Raw genomic sequence first — 19054 nt, 5'->3', positions numbered from 1 at the left:
TTACACACCTCCTAAAATCTTAAGATAACCATCTAGTTCTCTAACCAATGCTTTTTCTTTGTAGTAAGTGGAGGACATTTCTACAGTTGGAATATCAGTTGAGGGTATAATACTCTCTTGATCTTGAATCCTCGCTAAATGTCTAACGACATCATGAAAATCATTGGCACTCCATAAGGTCTGCTTAATACAAATTTCTAAGGCAGTTTCAGTAAATGGTTCAAAGTTCTTTACGGCTCTGCTTAAAATCTGTAACTGATCTCGCATGTATCTCGGATATCGCTTTTCAACTTCTTCAAGAAATAGTTGAATCTTATCCTGTTCATCAAAAGAAGCTTTTATCGTTTCCATATATGCTTGTATACCTTTTGACTTATCTCTTGAATGATCCGAGTTCTTTATCAACTGCCCTTTTCCTCTTGAAAGAGGATGGGTAGCTAATTGTTTACCTCCAGGGGTCTTTTCGATAATAAGTTCTTCCTTATCAATTCGAATATAGACGGTATTATCTCCCTGTGGTTTATAAGTTCCAAGTGGTAGCGAGTAACGATTCGATTGAAATTTGATAATATTGTCCTTATGGACAGTTCTTGTTATACTTGTTCCATGGTTACTCTCGAAAGAGAGTAAGGAGGAGACTTCTCGTAAGTGTGGCTTTTCCAGGGCAAACACTTCGACAGGTCTCTTTTTTATTGTGTTATGTACTTGATAGTTTCCTTTTCTATCAAGCCAAGCTAAACATTGCTCATTCCAAGTTTCTAGCTGATGATACACTCGATTTTTCGCAAAGTTTCTTTTAATAAATTTCACCACATTTTCAATCTTACCTTTCGTTTCTGGATCTGCTGCATTACACAAATAAACCGAAAACCCTCTTTGTTGTTTATAAGCTTGAAACTCTTCCGTATATATAATGTCGCCTCCATTTTCACTTACTGTCATAAGCTTATCTTGGTCATATACAATCTCGTCTGTTCTGCCTCCATAATACTCAAATGCATTCTCATGACAACGTAACACATCACGAGTAGTAAAAGGTCGATCTTGCCACTCCGCATATTTATAACGTGAGTGAGAAAGTACAAAGGCAATTACATATATTTTTATCCATTTCCCTTCAAAAGTCTTAATCTTTAGTTCTCCAAAATCCACTTGCATTTGTTTTCCTTTTGGCAATTCTTCTATTGCTTCATAACTTCTAAACATGACGTTTTTAGGTATATGGTATTTCTCCCGAAGTTCTCTAACATATGTACGAACCGTACTATCACCTATATCAGTGAACGAACAACGTTCCTCTAACCAATCAGAGATTTGTGAGGCAGATAAATCTGGATGCTCTTTTAGCCAGCCTAAAATTTGATTCTCGAAAGGATCAAGTTTTCTTTTTCTTGTCTTTAAGTCATCCACCCACCTATAAGCTTCCTCAAAATCTTTTTCTAGATATTCATAAACGGTTGTTCTGGATAATTTGCATTTTCTTGCAATAGCTGCAACTTTAAAACCCTGTCGTTTCAATTGATGAACTTCTACAATCACTTCTAATTTCAACACCTTCCCGTTCCTCCAGTACCTCAGTCATATTCATACTTCTTGATTTTAACTGATTGGAGGTTAATTAGCAGAAAGTGTTCATTTTTATCAAGCAAAAACTGTTCAATTTAGTCTAGCAGTTACACTGTCCCATCTAATTCAGCTATTTAACTTCATCATAAATGTTCTTGCTACAGAAATGGTATCATCAAGCATCCTCTTCCTTTGTTCCAACTCACTTTTAGGCAACTTTTCTTTAGGAGCTGAAAAATTATGAGGATTCATTTTTTTATTAAGACATCTTTGGTGTGAATTATATATATAAGCAATTCTAGATTCTATTATCATTAAAGCCACCATCTACCATTTATTTTGTAAGTTATTCAATTCAACCTATTAAGGATATCATTATTTTTTCATATAGGAATATGTGCTTATAAATAAATTGTAATAGAAATGCTATTGATTTCAATCTCATTTATCTCATATGGAATATGTGCTTATAAATAAATTGTAATAGAAATGCTATTGATTTCAATCTCATTTATCTCATATGGAATATGTGCTTATAAATAAATTGTAATAGAAATGCTATTGATTTCAATCTCATTTATCTCATATGGACAATTTAACAATTGTCTTATACTCTTTAGTCATTTCTCTAAAGCAGGAGATGGCGAATATGTAAGAAGATTAAATAGATAACTTGAAAAATTAAATGTGAGAGCGTTAGATTCCTAACTATATAACTTGCAAAGGCAAAGAGGCTTTCCTACTTAAAGAATTTCGCAGTTACTTATGATACGGTTCGGTTCTCTTGGATTTTTTTGAGATAATTAAAAGAATGAAGTCCATCCATCTCACTTCCTTTTCAATAAGAATTCTGATCCTTGAATAAGTAACTAGCGAAAGTAAAATAAGCGGAGATTTTTCGGTTATATGCAGAATGGAGCTCGTTTCGGGGTAAATAAGAGGAGGGTTTTCGATTATGCAAAGCAAAATCTCCATTTTCACGTTTTTCGAATCGATAGGCGAAGCGCTTTCTTTTCCATAAAATACTTATTATGTTCTAGCCTCCCCAACCTTTAGGAGAGGCATTTGGTTAAAACCTCATTTACTTATGATACGGTTCACCGTAATGATTTAAGGGTAGCTAAAAGTTAAGGACTCTATCATAAATATAGGTTAAGGAAAACATCCCATACTTTATTCTTTATCTAAGTTGTCATTAAATGTTTATTTCAAAAGAATAAACATTTATCTAAGAAACGAAGTGAATGTCTTGCAACAATAAAGTACGAAAGATTACCTATAAAATTTTCAGGGTGACAAATGTTAATGGTCTAGTAGGTTAAATCCACATGTGTAGAGTTGATAGTACTTACAAAATAGGCTAATTTATAATGGGAATAGGACTTGCCTAGATTAGAGTATTATCCAGATAAAAGAAAGAAAACAACATTAGAGGTACTTTCCTAAAAAATTCAGGTTAAAAGGCTTACTTTAGTGCTGCCCTCTTGTCCGAATTTAGTTATCATACAAGAAAAGAAGCAAGTAAACTAAATAATATAGATACTTGCTTCTTTCTTTTATAACCATTTACTTCTTTCTATTAACTCTTCTTTGTGAGAGTTTTTTCCAAATACTTCTCAATATACAAACTTCTTCATTACTAAATCCGTGGTGTTTAATAAGTAACGCTTGATCAATAATATCAAGCACCTTTTCTATATCTCGCTTTCGAATAAGCTCATCAATCTCTTCAAAGTCAACCGATATTTCTCTTAATACTGGTATTTGAATCTCTTCAATTTCGGAAGGTTCAAACGTCATTACTCCCCCTCCATAGCTACGTCCTGTAATCTCAGAAAAAGCAAAAGTCAGTGAATTAAGGAATGATAGAGTTGCTAGCCCTTTATTAATATCATCTTTAAACCTCACTCTATGAATCGTATCTGTTGATGAAGCCCCTGTCTCATTCAATACTATTTTAGGATAATCTCCGACTTGTCTCATTGCAAAAGCATCTGGCACCCATCTAGATGGCGTTATATACCAACGTTTCCTTATTCGAGTTTTATATCCTAAATTAAACCCTTGCTCTTCTCCATATTTAATGTATTTTTGGCATACTTCAGGTAGGTTTTGAAAATCTTCATCGGGTGGTAAAAATAAGTGAACCGCTTTTTGAGTTTCTGAGTTTTCTTTATAATCGTCATCTGAAAATGTGATACCTTTTAGCTGATTAGACTTACTAGTAACCGGGATTGTATATTCTTCCAAACCCCATTCTTTTACTTGTTCTTCCTTCATCATAAAGAATTCATTTCTACCCGTAACTAACCCAACGTCAACATCTAATATATCAACACAAGACATAACTCGAGGGTCGGTTTTTAAGCGTTTTAAAAGATCAATTTCATCTTCATCAAGAAAATATTTCGTCCACTTTTCTGTGCTATGATCAATAGGTTTAACATTCGAACCATTTATTTCTGCAAAATCCAAATCTTTCAACTCGCCCAAGTTTTCACATTCTATTACTCTTATACCCCTTCCATGCTCAACTTTCTTTTCACATAACAGCAATACCACTTCCTGTTGAATGTTTTCAAATACTAGTTTTTTAAATGTAACAATTGTAATGCGTTCAAAAAACTTTGACAAAAATACCCTAGTTTCTGATGCATATTTAACCTGAAAAAGTTCCGCAGGTATAACCATCCCTAACCTGCCATTGTCATTCAGCAAAGATGCTGACACAACAAGAAATGGAACCCAAATATTTGTTAACTTATTTGGATTTAGTCCAAGATTCCTCATCATTTCAATTGCCAGTTCTCGATGTTCCTCTGGGAAATTCTGATACCGAATAAATGGAGGGTTTCCAATTATAACATCATAATTACAAACTTTATTACTCTCGACATACTGAAAAAAATCACTGTTTATAATTGTTTTTGACTTGAGACCTAAAGTTTTTGCTCTACCCTCTGCTTTCAGAGCCTCTTCTTCAACCAATTCTATTCCTTTTATTTTACCATCAAGCTTTTTTCCATCGATACCAAGTTCTTTAAATCTATGAATTGCTGACTCAATAAAACTGCCATCACCACAACTTGGTTCAAGTACACTGTTGGTACTTTTTTGTATACTCCATTGGCACAAAAAATCTGCTATAGCTTGAGGGGTATAATAACCACCTCTTAATTTTTGTACACTTAGATTTTCTTTAACTTGCCCCATTATTCGTCTGCTCCTAACTCAGTTGTAAACATTTCATCATTCATTACAGTTTGAAATTCTTCATCATTTATTTCATATAATTCATTAATAACTTGAATAAGTTGTCCAAAAAGCACATTCTCTTTTCTTCTTAGAACGGTTCTTTTTGATCCATAATTTGCTTTATTCAATTTGATCTTAGTTTTAATTAAGTTTTCAACCGTTTTTACAATAATATCGTATTTCTCTACTTCATCAGCTTTATTAAAGTCGATTTTTCTTATCGGCAAATTTTCTATAAACTGCTTACCATGTGAGTAATATTCTCCACGGAATTCACTAGCTCCTGACTTTACCATATTTTCTATTAAAGGATGCGATAATATTCCTAAAAAGTAAAGTAAGGAATACTTTGATTTATTAAGTAAAGCATAGTAAGGGCCATTCCCACCACCAGTAAACTGCAAATCACTTTCATCAATCCCATATGGTGCCTCAGTTGCTAAAACTGACCATATTAATTTAGGTATATGATGAAATTTCGCTAGACTCTGAGAACGCCCAAATTGATACCATTTGGGTGTTTTCCCTTGTAAACTGCGTTTTTCTAAGATTCCTTTAAATTTATTCAAATATGTCCAAGCTAATGGGAATCTAGTTTTGAAATCCTCTTCAATTAATAATTCAGCAGTGGTTCCATTAATTGTATAAGGGAAAATCATCTGTGCGTTTGCCTCCACAGTATCGAAAAGACCAAAGGACAAATCATAAATTGCAGAAAGACAAATTCCCTTTTCAACTTCATACCTTTCTCCACTTTTAGTAAAAATAAAAGTATCTTGAGTTTCTTCTTCTGGTTCAAAAATATAAATTTTATCAGCACTTGTTTGAAGTCCAACAGTTATTTCAGCAACCTCTTTTAAAGGAACAAATAGATCATTATAAAATTTATTAAAAACAGCTTCTGTTTCAGGTGAAAGGAATACCCAAGGTGTTGAATTAAAGTTACTTGATTTATACTGAAGAAACCCCTCCGTATCCGCCAACATTTCGGGAGATATTTTTTTAATTCTCTTAAATTTAAAAGTACTCATTTTTTCCTTTTGTAGGATAAGCACTGCTGTATATGTTGACCTTTCAGGAAATACTTGAGCAACACCAAAATGAATAATTTTTGAAAGTTGACCATAACTTGTTATAAAGTCTCGTAGTTCTTTGCCTCCCTTCGTCAAAAAGAACTTGTGCGGTATTATATACCCCAAGTAACCACTTTGATTAAGAAGTTCTAATGCACGTTGAATAAACACAAAATATTTATCAATTGTTGCTTTTTTAGCAACTCCAAATCCAGAAATTTTTGATTGATAGTACTTAATTTCCTCAGGGCTATATTTTTGTAGATTTTGAATGCGAACATAAGGTGGGTTCCCCACTATGGCGTCAAATCCGTTTGTTTCTATAAGAAACGGGAACTCTTTTTGCCAATCAAAAGGTTTAACTTTATATAATATTTGATCATCTTCTAGAGTTTCTGGCATAAATTTATAAAACTTACTATCAACTACAGAGTTACCACACTTAATATTTTCTTTCAAACTAGGCAAAATTTTTCCAGAGTAACGATTAATAAAGCTTTCTACAGTTGCTTCATTCTCCCCCTCTAGTAATTTCAACAACAAACTAAACTCAGTTACTTCAGCAGCATAAGGATTAATATCAACGCCATATATGGTGTTTTCTAAAATTTCACGTTTTGCTTTTAATGTTAGAGTTTTTAAGTCTCCATCCACCTGGTGAATTATTTCGTGATTATTTAAATTTTCTTTTATCGCCTTTTCCATTCCTTTTTTAAGGATAAAATCATATGCAGAAATCAAGAAAGTTCCTGAACCGCAGCATATATCTGCAACTTTAATTGAACAAAGTTGTTCAAACGACATTTCTTCAATTAATGGTGTCAATGTATCTTGTACAATCTGTTCTACAATAATTTTTGGTGTAGGCACCACACCATTTGAAGCATATACTTCTGGTGATTCTAAAATGTGGAATTTCCGACCCTTTTCAATCGTTATTCTTCTTCCTAAAAACCTCTCATATATCTGGCTTAATATAGTCGAGTCTACCACAGAAAAATCATAAGGGCTTAAAGGAAAATATAATTCGTTAAAAATTTCAATTAATACATCAGCATCTATATCTACATTTAGAGATATCGTATCTTCAATAAAATCAAAAAGTCCAGAATTGAATTTCTTGTCTGATTTAATAAATACATTTTTCAATTCGTCATAATTTTTTATCCCTTTCAAAGTTTCATATTTTTCGATAGTTCTATCTTCGCATATCCTTAGAAAAATAATTCGATTAAGTAATCTTTGTATAATATAGTTAATATCATCCTCATTAAGGTTCTGATTTTTATTAATAGCAGATACAGCCAGCCTTTCCCTCCAACTTTCGATTTGCTGTAAGAAATACTCATCAAATGTTTGTCCAATTCTCTTATCAACATCAAACATACTATCTAATGCACCTGAATTAGCAGCATCGAAGGAAATCATTTCTTTAATCTCTTCAAAAGCATCTACAAACTGGTCATAAGAAAATATTTTGTATCGGGCTACATGCTCATTATCAGACTGCTCTGGCTTAAATCGACAGTCATAAATTATAATATGCTCAAAATTTGTAAGAACTGATATTCCTAGATTAGCACTCCATCCATATCTTCTTGCCTGAAATGCAGCCTTAGATGACTTCAAAATATTAACCGAAGGCTTTTTTACCTCCACAAATAATTTACGAGTCCCATTTATTCGTAATGTGTAATCTGGATTTTTTTTTGAAGATTCACCTTCAACTTCTATATACTCTTCCTGAACTACATCTCTTAAAAACTGTGTTTTCCCTTTTTCATTATCTACATCCCAACCTAGAAATTTCAATAAAGGATCTATAAAGTCATTACGAACTTGCGTTTCATTAAAAGTTGGTTTAAGGTACGTTTCACGATCCGATTTATATTTTTCAACTAATAGTTTTATTTCCATTAATACCACCTCACATATGTATGTTTTATATCTAAAATTCACAAAACGAAGATATCCAATTTATTGTGTCTCAATTATACCGAACGTAAGTTCTCTCGTGTGGCGATTCTTAAAGAAAAAATATATTTTTTTTGGGAATATATTTTGTGACAAACAAATAGTTATACTTTGTTATCGTCTCTTACATACTCAACAATATCTTCAATATTACAGTCTAACTCCTTACATATCTTACCTAAAACCTCCATTGTAACATTCTGGTTTTTACTTAACCTAGCAAGAGTAGAAGGCGTTATGCCAATGGCATCTCTTAGTGCTGTCTTATTCATTTTTTTATCAATTAATAGTTTCCACAGCTTATTATAAGAAAAACCCATAAAATTCCCTCCAACAACCATATATATATTTATATATTTTTTATATTTATAAGTGTACCATAAATTCATAAACTCATATTACAAAAACAATCTAATAATGACTTAGCATCTTTTGTTAAATGAAGGAAAATCTCTTATTAAACCTATATTTACGTAAAACTCTTATCCATATCTATTAACAGCTATTCTTGTATAAAAGTCAGACCCCTATTACAAGAAAATCCCCCAAACCATTAGTCTGAGGGAACAATAAGCACACTTCAATATTTAGTAAAATCCATTTAAACCTATTACTTTACTTTTTTCAGATCGGATGTCTCAACTTCTGTATAAATAATGTGTAAACAATATTATTGGAGTAGGACTTGCCTACCTGGATATATCACTCCAAGGTTTGACGCTGCAGATTAATAACTGACTGTTTTAATTTTTGATCTTCCTGTCCTTGTTTCCAAACACTCCAGAACTTAAGGCTATTGGACTTTGGTTTAAAAACTGGTTGCTCAATTTTTATCCTAAAAGGTAGTATACATGAGTCCCCTACAACAATCCCTTCACCAACTCCTAGGATAGGAAGAACTTCTTTTATTCCCCCTAAGTTTTCAGGTAATAAATTACTTACAGCATTTTTATCTGACTGATTTGCAAGTCTTAAAGCTATAACATTATTACATTGACTCATAATTGTAGTATTTAATTCTGAAGGACGTTGACTGATAATAGTTAAACTGACACCATATTTACGTCCTTCTTTTGCAATCCTTTCAAAGTGTTCAAGTGCTCTCACTTCTGAAGCATTGGCTAGTTGTTTTGCCGGTAAATATAAATGCGCCTCGTCACATATTAAAGAAATTGGATACCTTCTTTCTGAGGGCGTCCACTGTTGAATTTGAAATACAATTCTAGCCACCAAACTAATAACAATTGGCAGTATATCTGATGGAACTTCTGAAAAATTAATGATTTTAACACCACTATTATCTTCAGCTGAAGGTTCCATCAAATTTTTCACTAATTTTATTAAATAATCTGAACTACCCTTTTCCTCATCTAAACTAAATAAAAATCCATATCTTCTATCATCCATTTTAGATATTATTCTGGGAATAAACCGGTCGAATTTCCCTTTAAAAGGTCCGTTAACCATTCCTCTACTTCCTTGAACCCTCTCATTGTTTAGCTCTACTATTTTTTCAATAACATAATCTAATTTATATGGTATTGGACTATCAATAGTAAACGTTTCAAGTTCTTCCTGCATATTCAATTCTTCTAGATAATTTCTCTTAGCTTCCAGTACTGTTGATGAAAAAACCATTGCTTGGTTTGGAGCATTCTCATCTGTTCTATCTAAAATTAAAGCAAGCATATCTTCATAACCTAATAACCAATAAGGTAAATATAAAACTTCTTCAGAACTTTCATTTAAATCACCAGGACCCGCAATTCTGAATTGCTTTATTTTTTTATGTTTTGCTAAAGGGGCATACTCTCCATGAAGATCGAAAATAATCATATTTGCATGTTCTAAAGAAGCTGCTTGCTCTACTAATTTAGCCACAGTATAGGACTTTCCAGAACCTGTAGATCCAACTATCATTGCGTGCCTTTGGAAAAAAGCATTTCCATCAAGTATAGCTTTAGATTCATTAGATATAGCATAAGCTCCCAAGGTAAGAGGCGAATCAGTTGAGGTGTTTTCTGATGCAATGAGGGTTGTAAAAGAACTCAAATACTTTCCTGATAGATAAAAACAATCAGCACCAATTTCAGGGAGTACTTCAACTGCACGTGTAAATTGGGCACTTTTTCTTTCTGCATTTGGCCCGTATAAAGTCCCAAGCGCATTAATAATAGCAGAGTTGCTTACTTTTAAGTTCACACCGCCATCTATCGAATATTGCGTAATATCATCTATTCTTAATACACGATCAATTCTACCAATTAGACGTACATTAGGATTCGAAGTATGCAAGATGACAAAACCATTTACATTTAACGATTTTAAGATATCATCATCTGGAATATTAATTGTTACACTATAACTATCAACTTTAACAACTTGTCCTACACTTTCCTCACGCGGTATTTCAAACAAAATTATGCTCTCGTTAAACATTCTAATTCCCCCCATGCCATATCTAATAACCCTTTAAATGTCCAACAACATTTTTCACAATTCTCCTCTTTAACTATGTCACTATAGAGTTTACTTCCACTATCTAATTCTTCAATTGCTAAATAATTTATTATCTTTTTTTGCTCTACAATCTCTAAAAATGAATCTGATAGTTTCTTTGCTATTATTATTTTATAAATTGTTTTATCCACCAGTAAAGAAGTGAATGATCCTTGAATATGTATATCATTAAAACCAAACCCATAAAAGATCACGCTTCTTGTTTCTTGAATAGAAAGATTCATTTCAGCAATAATATTATTATATGGCTGTTGATGAGTCTCTAAATATTTACCTATTCCAGGAGTTACAATTACAGGATGCAAACCGTTTTCTCTTAACAGTGGCAGATCAGAATAACCAATGTTAGAGATACTAACAAACCTACCATATTTCCCCTTGAACCAACTTAGTGATCCATGTGGTTTAAACACCTTCAAATGACAAATTTCCTCTCTTGTAGTACTGCTATTTCTTCCTCTAATTTTTAATTCTATCATTCTTGAAACAAATTCATTATAAGAGATTGGATGTGAAACAAGTCCTGTATTAAACCCATCCCAAACTTGTAAGCCTGCAATTGAGGCAGAAAATTCTATAATTTGATCGTAATTCGTCGTTACTACATTTAATACTTTATTTTTAGTATGGAGATATTTTTTAAAATACCTAACAAAACCACAAATGTCTTCACCTGTAGCTATTTTCATCATAGCTTTCTTTTCATCTTTCGCTATGCAAGCCCATGTTTCTTCCACAATTGAAGTAGTTAGAAAATCAGGAATTACTTGTACAGATTGTAGAGCAGATTCTAAATCTAATCCCTCTTTCAATAGATTACTTATTTTTCCCCAAACAGCAGCATCTTCACCCACTAGACCTAGAAGATTTTCTTGCAGGAACTCAGAAAGTTGATACATTCCAGGTAAACCTGCGCCACAAGAAGAACCGCTTCCAACAACCAGTAGAGGATTTTCTGAAATCGCCTGTTCAATATATGATACTAGCTTCATTTTTCACCTCCTGGGCTTTATATTTCAGGTTATTTTATTAGAAAATATCAAATCTTAATTTATAACAAATTTTTCTTCAAGCTTTACTTTCTCCCTGAAAAATAATGAAAAAATTTAATATTTATTTACTTAATTCGACACAATTCATAAATTCCCTTTTATTTGAATTTATAAAAGTCTTTTGTCACATTATAATAGTTTTATTTCGCTTATCTCACTCTAGGCTATTTCTACATTTTGTTGTTTATCCATAAGTCTCCCTTTAATGGCTCTAAAGAACCCACGTTTTATTATAATGGACTTGATTCCTGATTATAGGATACTGCGATACTCTAATTAGAAAATCAAAAGAAGATGAAAATATGAAAGAAACAAAATTGATTGCAAATAACCTTACTATGATAATAGAGAAAAAGTACCTAATAGTTTGAATATACCCCTTATATCTCCACTAGTCTTCGTCTACATAAAAACCCATCAGTCTACTAATAAAATTTATGTAGAAAGGAAAATAATATAAATTTTCTACCCCTACTAGGTATTAATTTTTTATTATCTCTATAAATAATTGTGCCCCGGGTATGCCAATTATTAAAGAAGCATTAAAAACTCTCTTTTTATTATCTATTAATGAGCTAATACCCTTCGGGTATTATAGAGACGTCCTCCTGACAAAAATTCCAACAACATCCCGATCTCTTGATTTAAAATAACTTTTTAAAACCTCAAAACCTTCCCCTCATACTTTCTATTGGAATAAGTGGAAATCACTTATTTCATCTTTTCTAATTTATTCTATATCTTTTTTAGAGGAGGTATTATAGCTATTCCATAATCATTTTATAATACTCGAAAACATTATTTTAACCATTAAAATCGGAAGGATGGATAATCGATGTATACTTGTTTTTTATGTAACGACACTATTACTGACGCCTTTGTAGGTTCAAAAAACGAGACACAATTTTATTCTTGCTTTAAATGCTTCATACAAACGTTAAAACCTTTTAAATTTGAAGAAGAGTTCGTTTACTACCCTTCTTTTGGGATGCGAGATATTCAACTAAAGGATTCTGTTGTCTTTTATGACAATGATGGCCAAGAACTTGCTAGAGTCTATTTGGAGGCTTATGAAGAAGGGTTTTTAAGTTACTTAAAAGAAGAAATAGCTAGAGATTTAAACCTGGCTGTTGAAGACATTACATTAGTAATTGAACCCCATGATGTACAGTTAAAGAAATAACAAAACGGGCAATGATTGCCCGTTATCAAAACATTAGGGGGAATATTATTCACCGAATTTCAAACAAATCTTTTCATATTCAAGTGGAGACTCTAAACTTGCCCCTGTTAAAAAATTAAATATAATTAATTGATACAATCGAAAATAGATTGATGGTTTCATTGGAAAGTGGGCAACCATTGCCCACTCCCCTTGCTCATAATCAATATTGATCATTAGAATATTCGATAGTTCAGATGGCTATGCATTCAAGTAACTTATGTTTTAATCCTACTTGTATAATCTCATCATGACTTAAAACAAGAGTATTCCAGCAGTACCAGTCTAGCTGTTCTTCAGTAGCTTCTCGAATAAGGACCTTTAGATACTCACGGACTGTTACATTTAATTTTGCTTCTTTTATTTCAACTTCGATAGCATTCAAAAAACCACCATCTGGGAAACCCTCCAAAAGACAATAGTCAAGATTTTCCCTGAACATTTCTTCTGTAGCAACATCAATAAACTTACACATTTCTTCGGCATTAACTGGAACTTCAAGACACTTATGTCCTTCATATGAAAGCTTAACAGCATCGTAAGAAGATTCATTAACATGATTACGACCAAATATTTCTTCTGCTTCTTTCCCAAGACAGGTCTCACATATAATACTCCCATCATAACATTCTGCAAAATCACCAGTAATTTCTACATTACATTCAATACACTTTTTCACAATATCACCACCTGTTTTAACATTCAAAATCAACTTTTCAATTAATATAAAATGACAAAAGGTTAGCATCTCTCTTTATCACCGCAATTTGGTTTTGGTTTAAAAAAAGTTGAGATTCTCGATTTTATTGGCTATGACATACTTATTGATTTTATAGGATTTGGAATATATTTGATTCCCCAATCTTTTGGAATCGTCACAGGATTTATATCTATGTCTCTACAAGCCTTTTCATAGTTCCTGAAGGTATTTAAGCTTCCTTTAACGATTGTCTTTGTATGGGCTAGTGTTGTACCATCAACAAACTGCTGCCTCGCCTTTGATATACTCCTTGCCTGTGCAATAAGCTTGAGCCATTTCACAATATTTTCCTTCTTTCTAGTATTCCACTTTTTCGACTCTACTATTTTTATAGCCTCTGCTAAAGAATGATAATCAGCTCTGCCAATTACACTGTCATAGTAGGATAAAAAGGCCCATTCTGCAATATCTGAACGTAAATAAGTATATAAATTACCTCTACGTGGTAGATCAAATCTTTTTCTTATATGCTTCAACTTGTTATGATTTAGACACTGCACCTCGATTCGATAAATGTTTTGAGCTTCTTCTAGCAGATATGCATCAGAGGAATCTACACTTATCTTTTTTGATACATGATCGAACTTATCGTAATAGTTCAATACTACACTTTTAGACTTTCTATAGGAGCTTCCTGGCTTTTTTACTGGATCAGTATAATGATATGGATCTTTTCCTTTCTTGGCTAACGCTACGCACTCTTTTACATATTCAGACGTTAAATTCATGGTAAAGTCTATACGTGATACAGGCCATCTCTTTGAACGGGGAAGTGTAATGGATATACTTTCAATTGCATTATCTAAGGTACTTCTTAGCCTAGTAACAGAATCGGTTGTACATTCGAACACATCTATCGTTCTTTTTTCTTTTATAAGCGACTGCGGCTCTACCCTCAAATAGATTCTGTAATATCCGTTACTGGTATAAGAAATGGAGCATAGAATTATACCTGGTATGCTCAAAGGCAGTTCTATCACACCTCTTCGTCCCTTTAACTTTCCAAGCACTTTTTGTATCTCTTTCATCTCATAATACTCAGAAAGCACATTAATAGTCTGTAATTCGTTTAATAGCTTGTTGATTTGAAAAGTATGAATCAAAAAATCACCCCTATTATGATATATCCGGAACAGAGTATTATCATTGTAGTCCTTGATACAACAGCAATAATACTCTGAACAGGAGTTGTTAATTTGTGTGACATACCCTGCTTCTTTTTTCTTTACTGGTTTTAACTCGTTATATTCAGTGCAATTTAATTAATTTTTCCGTTTATCAAAAATTAATTCAGTATAATTCCTGTTCCACTTTCAAAATGCTTTGTTCCCAGTCCTTTACGATTCCTGGATGTTTTTTTAGGAAATCATAAATAATCTCCACCTTTTCAGGTATAGCCTCTATTTCTAACTTTATGATTCGAGCTGTTTCACTGTTTTCAAAGAAATAGGCATATGGCTGTTCAAAGATTTCCATTACCATAATTAATTGCTCAGCCTTTACCTTTGTTTTTCCTGTCTCTAATCTCCAGTATGCCGAGAGATCCATATCCATCAATTTAGCCATTTGCTCAAGCGTTAGTTTTTTTTGTCCTCTTGCTTCTCTTAGCATGTTGTGATTAAATTTCATAACATCAAATCCTTTCATTAAGTTCTAATAGCTTTATTACTTGGATTTTGAGTTATATAATATGTTTTTTTGAAAAATGATAGTTGAATCGCAAACAAATAGTATTACCTTTTGATTTTGTTTATATCAACATGCTCCTAGAACTATTTACTAGTAGGATTACTGGATGTTGAGAAATCAACATATTCTAATCCCTTTATTTTCAAGGCTTTATCATTTGAAATCTTCCTTTGAAAAAACGTTGATTTTATCACGTTCTTTTCGTTTTTATAAAAAGATACAAATTCCTTCGATTTCACCTAGTTTTAAAGTGATTAGAACTAATATCTGTTTCAGTTTGTGAAAGGACTAATCATTATTAATGTACTTTGACTAACCCTTAACTTGGTCAAGAGATTTTTTTGATATTAACTTTGCTATTATTTTCTGATTCCAATACTTTCTAGTAATTTCTCTAACGCTCTATGTATTTCTACTTTTTCTAGCGTCAGTGTATATACCTTACTTATTAACCTCGCTTCTTTGACTGGCTCGCCATGTTCTAACCTGGTTAATCTCCCTAGGCTTACTCCCGTTTCTTGAGCTATGAATGATCTAGATAATCCTAACCTCTCTCGCCACTCTAATAGCTGCTCACCTTCTTCAACCCACTTTTGCCTCGTTCTTTGAAACTATCCCATTTTCATCAGATTATTGTTCATTTAATTAGTCCTCCTGGTATTTTTACATACAAAAAACGCCCAGTTCGTCAATATATTATCAATAGTCCAACAAAGCAGTTGAGCTACCTATACTTGACGCCTGAGCGTTTTATCAGAAAGTGTTTTATAATTTTCATTTTTCTTTTCGTGAAATTTATCTTACAAAAATTATCACAAAAGGTCAATACTTTTTATTTTTCACAAGCAGATGGGTAACAAAATTTATGCCAATTTAATATGTTCTGCTTTTATCAGTGCTTCGTATGATGCTATAGCAACTTCTAAATGCTTTATTGATGGTTTTGATGTAAATAAAGTATATTGAAAAAAACCTCCAATCCAATAAAAAGGGGCCAAAATTTTCGATTGAATAAGAAATACTTCATATCCTAAACAAATACTAAGCATCGTTAATGTAATAAGGTCTGAAATAAAGAATGAAAGTATGAAATAAGTAACAAATACAAAGACCACAAAATTTGTCCCACAATGGGCATGAATCCTTGATTGTTTAACTACATCTGATATAGCTAAGCTAGACAGTGTACTATACGCTGTATCTGTCATATGCTCAGCACCATGATACTTGCCAAGGTTACTAAGTTTAATAACAACTCCAAAAATAACCATTATGATAGCTATTAGCAATAAAAAATGATTTTGAATTGTCTCTACTATAATTGGGAAAACAGGTATTGACGAACCACTCGAGTTTTTTCCGCTATGACTGGCCAACAGAAGGAAAATTAAAAGTGGAAGAAAAACCATTAGATAGATCTTCCACATAACAATCAAAGGTTTTACAAATAAGTATAGTCCACGAATAAATGGTAATCTATTAATCAAACTCTCAAACTTAGGAGCAACCTTTCGCTTAGATACATTTATAGTAATCGTTCCATCTTTATTCCTTATGGCTCTTGAACTAAAATTCTCGGAATAAAAAACTACACTTTTAAAACCAGCCGCACCACCTTTAATTATTGACATACATACCTCCGCTAAGCACTTTTATGTTATAAACCAATTTATTACTATTCTAATAAGGAATCACAATGAGGGCAACCATTGTCCACTGGATTATTGATTCTTTGAAAATATTATTTATTGACAATAATTTTTACTTTATATAGAATCAAGTTGTACTCAACTAAAGGTTATTTTGACACTCTTTCTTACTCCTTTATACTGGGGATGATAATCTGTGTTGGTTGTTCTTACTCCCTTACTAGAATAAGAACAGTAAAATAATCTCTCCACTACTACAAATGACAATTTAAAAATGTATAAAAACGCTCGGCTAAGCATGTACATTTTTGATTTCCCATGTATATTACAACTTTACATGGAGTGGCGGGCATGATAGCCTTGATTGGCTAGCCAGTCCTTGAGGATACTGGCTTCCTGGCTATATAGTCATGCCCGCAGAGGCTCCGTGTCAAGTTGTAATTATCCACTCGCTTGTATAAAGGAAGTTAATATGAGCAAAAGTGTACATGCTTATATCATCAAAAATGGACATTTAGATACGAGCATTTATACACTACATAGACAAAATGCTTCTGCATTAATTCACTATTTTACAAACTCCATATTTCCTAAACTTGTTAATGTTAAATTCAATAAACAGTAATTACTGCACTAACAAGACAAGACACACTATTAGTATTCTTTAAAATAAATAAACACACCTGATAAAAACGTAACCATACGTATAAGACACTTCGTTATTTTTAAGCTGTCATCTATACGTGGTAACGTTTTATTTTTTATAAAAAGGGATCGCACTCAAGATTGAGCCAGTCCTCTCTTTTATCAAACTTACCCGTCCGACAGAAAGTTAATTTTTTCAACAATTATTTCGGAGGGGTTAGCATGGAAAAAGAGACTAGTCAAACAATTCAAACTGATAAAAAGGATACTATGGATGTCATATCAGCATTTATTTATAAAGCCATTTCTAATAAATTGCTTTCTGAACAAAACAAGGAGCGTGTATAAAGATGAATAAAGAGATAAAAACAGTTGGTCTTTATATACGAGTTTCGACTCATAAGCAGGCGGAACTCGGTTTTTCATTAGATGGACAAAAAGAGGAAGGTATTCAAGAAGCCCACAAACGCTTTGGTAATAACGTTGATATAAGATTTTATGTTGATGAAGGGATAAGCGCAAAATCAACAAATGATAGACCTGAATTAAACCGTATGATGCATGATGTTAAAAAAGGCGACCTGCATGCTATCATAGCTTATAAAGTTTCCAGATTGAGTAGAAACCTTTCAGATTCATTGTCCCTTGTGGAAGATATACACCATTCAAGTGTAATATTTATCTCCATAAAGGAAGGTGAATATGGAACGCCTCATGGAAATTTGCAATTCAATATCTTATCATCAGTCGCACAATATCAAAGAGAAGAGTTGGCTGAAAACGTAAAAATGGGAATGACACAAAGGGCTAAAGAGGGTAAATTCAATGGTGGTAGAGTTCTTGGTTATCGGAGTGAAAATAAAGAACTTATCGTTATTCCGGAAGAAGCTGAGATAATTAAATTAGTCTTTAGCAAATATGTCAATGATAACTGGGGTACAAAAAAAATTGCTAACCATCTCAATAAAACTGGTCGGCGAACAAAAAACAATAAAGAATTTACTCAATCCACTGTAAATGCTTTATTGAAGAATCCTATATATAAAGGATATATCCGCTTTAATCAGGTAGTAGATTGGGAAAAAAAGCGAAGAAAAGGTACGAACCCTAATCACATATTAGTTAAAGGAATTCACACATCAATCATTGATGAAGAAACTTGGGATAAAGCTGATGCATTAATGAAAAGGCGTTCAACAGGCACACCTCGACAATACACTGGAAAATTCCCTTTGACATCTATAGCAAAGTGTCCTGAATGTGGATCATATATGACAAGTATGTATGGATCGAAACGTAAAGATGGCACTAAGTTACGTTATTATGTTTGCGGTCGCTATCATAATGGTGGAAAAGCAGTATGCAATTCTAACACTGTAAATGCTAGTGTACTAGAACAATCGGTTTATGATAGGCTTGCTAAGGCATTACAATCCGAGTCCGCCATCGATGCAATCACAGATTCAATAAATAAGCAGATTGTTGAACAATATACGAAAAATGATATCAGTAACGAAGCTAGCATAATAAAAAAACGTATAGCTGAATTAGATTCCCAAAAGAAAAGAATTCAGTGTTTATGGCAAACTATTAATGTAGGGTATGGCAATTAATTTCTGTAGGGCCCGGAGGGCCCTGCAGAAATCAAA

General features: G+C 32.7%; 14 protein-coding genes and 1 pseudogene. 3 read left to right on the top strand and 12 right to left on the bottom strand.

The window, feature by feature from the left end; translation table 11 throughout:
- The 6 genes from istA to AA0017_RS19685 all read right to left on the bottom strand — a co-directional run bounded on the left by istA (position 1) and on the right by AA0017_RS19685 (position 11380).
- On the bottom strand, positions 1-1554 hold the full coding sequence (gene istA, locus AA0017_RS19710) for an IS21 family transposase (protein WP_413377215.1): 1554 nt from the start codon (positions 1552-1554) through the stop codon (positions 1-3).
- A gap of 1578 nt (positions 1555-3132) precedes the next feature.
- The gene (locus AA0017_RS19705; protein ID WP_413377213.1) at positions 3133-4779 is read right to left on the bottom strand and encodes an Eco57I restriction-modification methylase domain-containing protein; all 1647 of its coding nucleotides are present in this window, start codon (positions 4777-4779) and stop codon (positions 3133-3135) included.
- Entirely contained in the window at positions 4779-7811 is a 3033-nt protein-coding gene (locus tag AA0017_RS19700) for an Eco57I restriction-modification methylase domain-containing protein (RefSeq protein ID WP_413377211.1), read from the bottom strand. Before AA0017_RS19700 ends, AA0017_RS19705 begins: the two co-directional genes overlap by 1 nt.
- A gap of 161 nt (positions 7812-7972) precedes the next feature.
- Positions 7973-8188: a helix-turn-helix domain-containing protein gene (locus AA0017_RS19695; RefSeq protein WP_413377209.1), complete on the bottom strand. Its 216-nt coding sequence runs from the start codon at positions 8186-8188 to the stop codon at positions 7973-7975.
- 382 nt (positions 8189-8570) lie between these two features.
- On the bottom strand, positions 8571-10307 hold the full coding sequence (locus tag AA0017_RS19690) for an ATP-binding protein (protein WP_413377207.1): 1737 nt from the start codon (positions 10305-10307) through the stop codon (positions 8571-8573).
- Entirely contained in the window at positions 10289-11380 is a 1092-nt protein-coding gene (locus AA0017_RS19685; RefSeq protein ID WP_413377205.1) for an SIR2 family protein, read from the bottom strand. The genes AA0017_RS19690 and AA0017_RS19685 overlap by 19 nt, the downstream gene beginning before the upstream one ends.
- A gap of 895 nt (positions 11381-12275) precedes the next feature.
- Between AA0017_RS19685 and AA0017_RS19680 the strand changes: the two genes are divergently transcribed.
- Positions 12276-12623, top strand: a complete 348-nt coding sequence (locus tag AA0017_RS19680) for a hypothetical protein (protein WP_413377203.1) — start codon at positions 12276-12278, stop codon at positions 12621-12623.
- Positions 12624-12668: 45 nt separating this feature from the next.
- Here the strand turns inward: AA0017_RS19680 and AA0017_RS19675 are convergent, their stop codons facing one another.
- The 6 genes and pseudogenes from AA0017_RS19675 to AA0017_RS19650 form a co-directional block, all read right to left on the bottom strand.
- Positions 12669-12803, bottom strand: coding sequence for a hypothetical protein (locus AA0017_RS19675; protein WP_413377201.1), 135 nt, complete (start codon positions 12801-12803; stop codon positions 12669-12671).
- 52 nt (positions 12804-12855) lie between these two features.
- Positions 12856-13341 (bottom strand): hypothetical protein, encoded by a 486-nt coding sequence (locus tag AA0017_RS19670; protein ID WP_413377199.1) that lies wholly within the window; start codon positions 13339-13341, stop codon positions 12856-12858.
- A 131-nt stretch (positions 13342-13472) separates the two neighbouring features.
- Positions 13473-14450, bottom strand: coding sequence for a hypothetical protein (locus tag AA0017_RS19665; RefSeq protein ID WP_413377198.1), 978 nt, complete (start codon positions 14448-14450; stop codon positions 13473-13475).
- 262 nt (positions 14451-14712) lie between these two features.
- Positions 14713-15051, bottom strand: a complete 339-nt coding sequence (locus AA0017_RS19660; protein ID WP_413377196.1) for a helix-turn-helix domain-containing protein — start codon at positions 15049-15051, stop codon at positions 14713-14715.
- A 419-nt stretch (positions 15052-15470) separates the two neighbouring features.
- Positions 15471-15665, bottom strand: a pseudogene (locus AA0017_RS19655) (hypothetical protein); the annotation flags it as partial.
- Positions 15666-15974: 309 nt separating this feature from the next.
- Complete coding sequence (locus AA0017_RS19650) at positions 15975-16742, bottom strand: DUF1385 domain-containing protein (RefSeq protein ID WP_413377194.1); 768 nt, start codon at positions 16740-16742, stop codon at positions 15975-15977.
- Positions 16743-17627: 885 nt separating this feature from the next.
- Between AA0017_RS19650 and AA0017_RS19645 the strand changes: the two genes are divergently transcribed.
- A complete protein-coding gene (locus AA0017_RS19645; protein WP_413377192.1) occupies positions 17628-17753 on the top strand; it encodes a hypothetical protein in 126 nt (41 codons plus the stop codon).
- 2 nt (positions 17754-17755) lie between these two features.
- Positions 17756-19018 carry a recombinase family protein gene (locus AA0017_RS19640; protein WP_413377190.1) on the top strand — a complete coding sequence of 421 codons (1263 nt, stop codon included), beginning with the start codon at positions 17756-17758 and terminating at the stop codon, positions 19016-19018.
- The last annotated feature ends 36 nt before the right edge of the window (positions 19019-19054 follow it).

The sequence above is a fragment of the Alkalihalobacillus phoenicis genome (assembly GCF_047302405.1).
In the GTDB taxonomy this organism is placed as follows: Bacteria; Bacillota; Bacilli; order Bacillales; family Bacillaceae_D; genus Alkalihalobacillus.
The sequence above is the reverse complement of the archived record's forward strand: the minus strand, read 5'-3'. Positions and strand labels throughout refer to the sequence as shown.

What these genes read in the sequence shown, in the direction of transcription:
- AA0017_RS19645 (WP_413377192.1), top strand. Translation starts at nt 17,628, where the DNA reads ATGGAAAAAGAGACTAGTCAAACAATTCAAACTGATAAAAAGGATACT.
- AA0017_RS19640 (WP_413377190.1), top strand. Translation starts at nt 17,756, where the DNA reads ATGAATAAAGAGATAAAAACAGTTGGTCTTTATATACGAGTTTCGACT.
- AA0017_RS19690 (WP_413377207.1), bottom strand. Translation starts at nt 10,307, where the DNA reads ATGTTTAACGAGAGCATAATTTTGTTTGAAATACCGCGTGAGGAAAGT.
- AA0017_RS19695 (WP_413377209.1), bottom strand. Translation starts at nt 8,188, where the DNA reads ATGGGTTTTTCTTATAATAAGCTGTGGAAACTATTAATTGATAAAAAA.
- AA0017_RS19685 (WP_413377205.1), bottom strand. Translation starts at nt 11,380, where the DNA reads ATGAAGCTAGTATCATATATTGAACAGGCGATTTCAGAAAATCCTCTA.
- AA0017_RS19675 (WP_413377201.1), bottom strand. Translation starts at nt 12,803, where the DNA reads ATGGTTGCCCACTTTCCAATGAAACCATCAATCTATTTTCGATTGTAT.
- AA0017_RS19700 (WP_413377211.1), bottom strand. Translation starts at nt 7,811, where the DNA reads ATGGAAATAAAACTATTAGTTGAAAAATATAAATCGGATCGTGAAACG.
- AA0017_RS19650 (WP_413377194.1), bottom strand. Translation starts at nt 16,742, where the DNA reads ATGTCAATAATTAAAGGTGGTGCGGCTGGTTTTAAAAGTGTAGTTTTT.
- AA0017_RS19660 (WP_413377196.1), bottom strand. Translation starts at nt 15,051, where the DNA reads ATGAAATTTAATCACAACATGCTAAGAGAAGCAAGAGGACAAAAAAAA.
- AA0017_RS19665 (WP_413377198.1), bottom strand. Translation starts at nt 14,450, where the DNA reads ATGAAAGAGATACAAAAAGTGCTTGGAAAGTTAAAGGGACGAAGAGGT.
- AA0017_RS19680 (WP_413377203.1), top strand. Translation starts at nt 12,276, where the DNA reads ATGTATACTTGTTTTTTATGTAACGACACTATTACTGACGCCTTTGTA.
- AA0017_RS19705 (WP_413377213.1), bottom strand. Translation starts at nt 4,779, where the DNA reads ATGGGGCAAGTTAAAGAAAATCTAAGTGTACAAAAATTAAGAGGTGGT.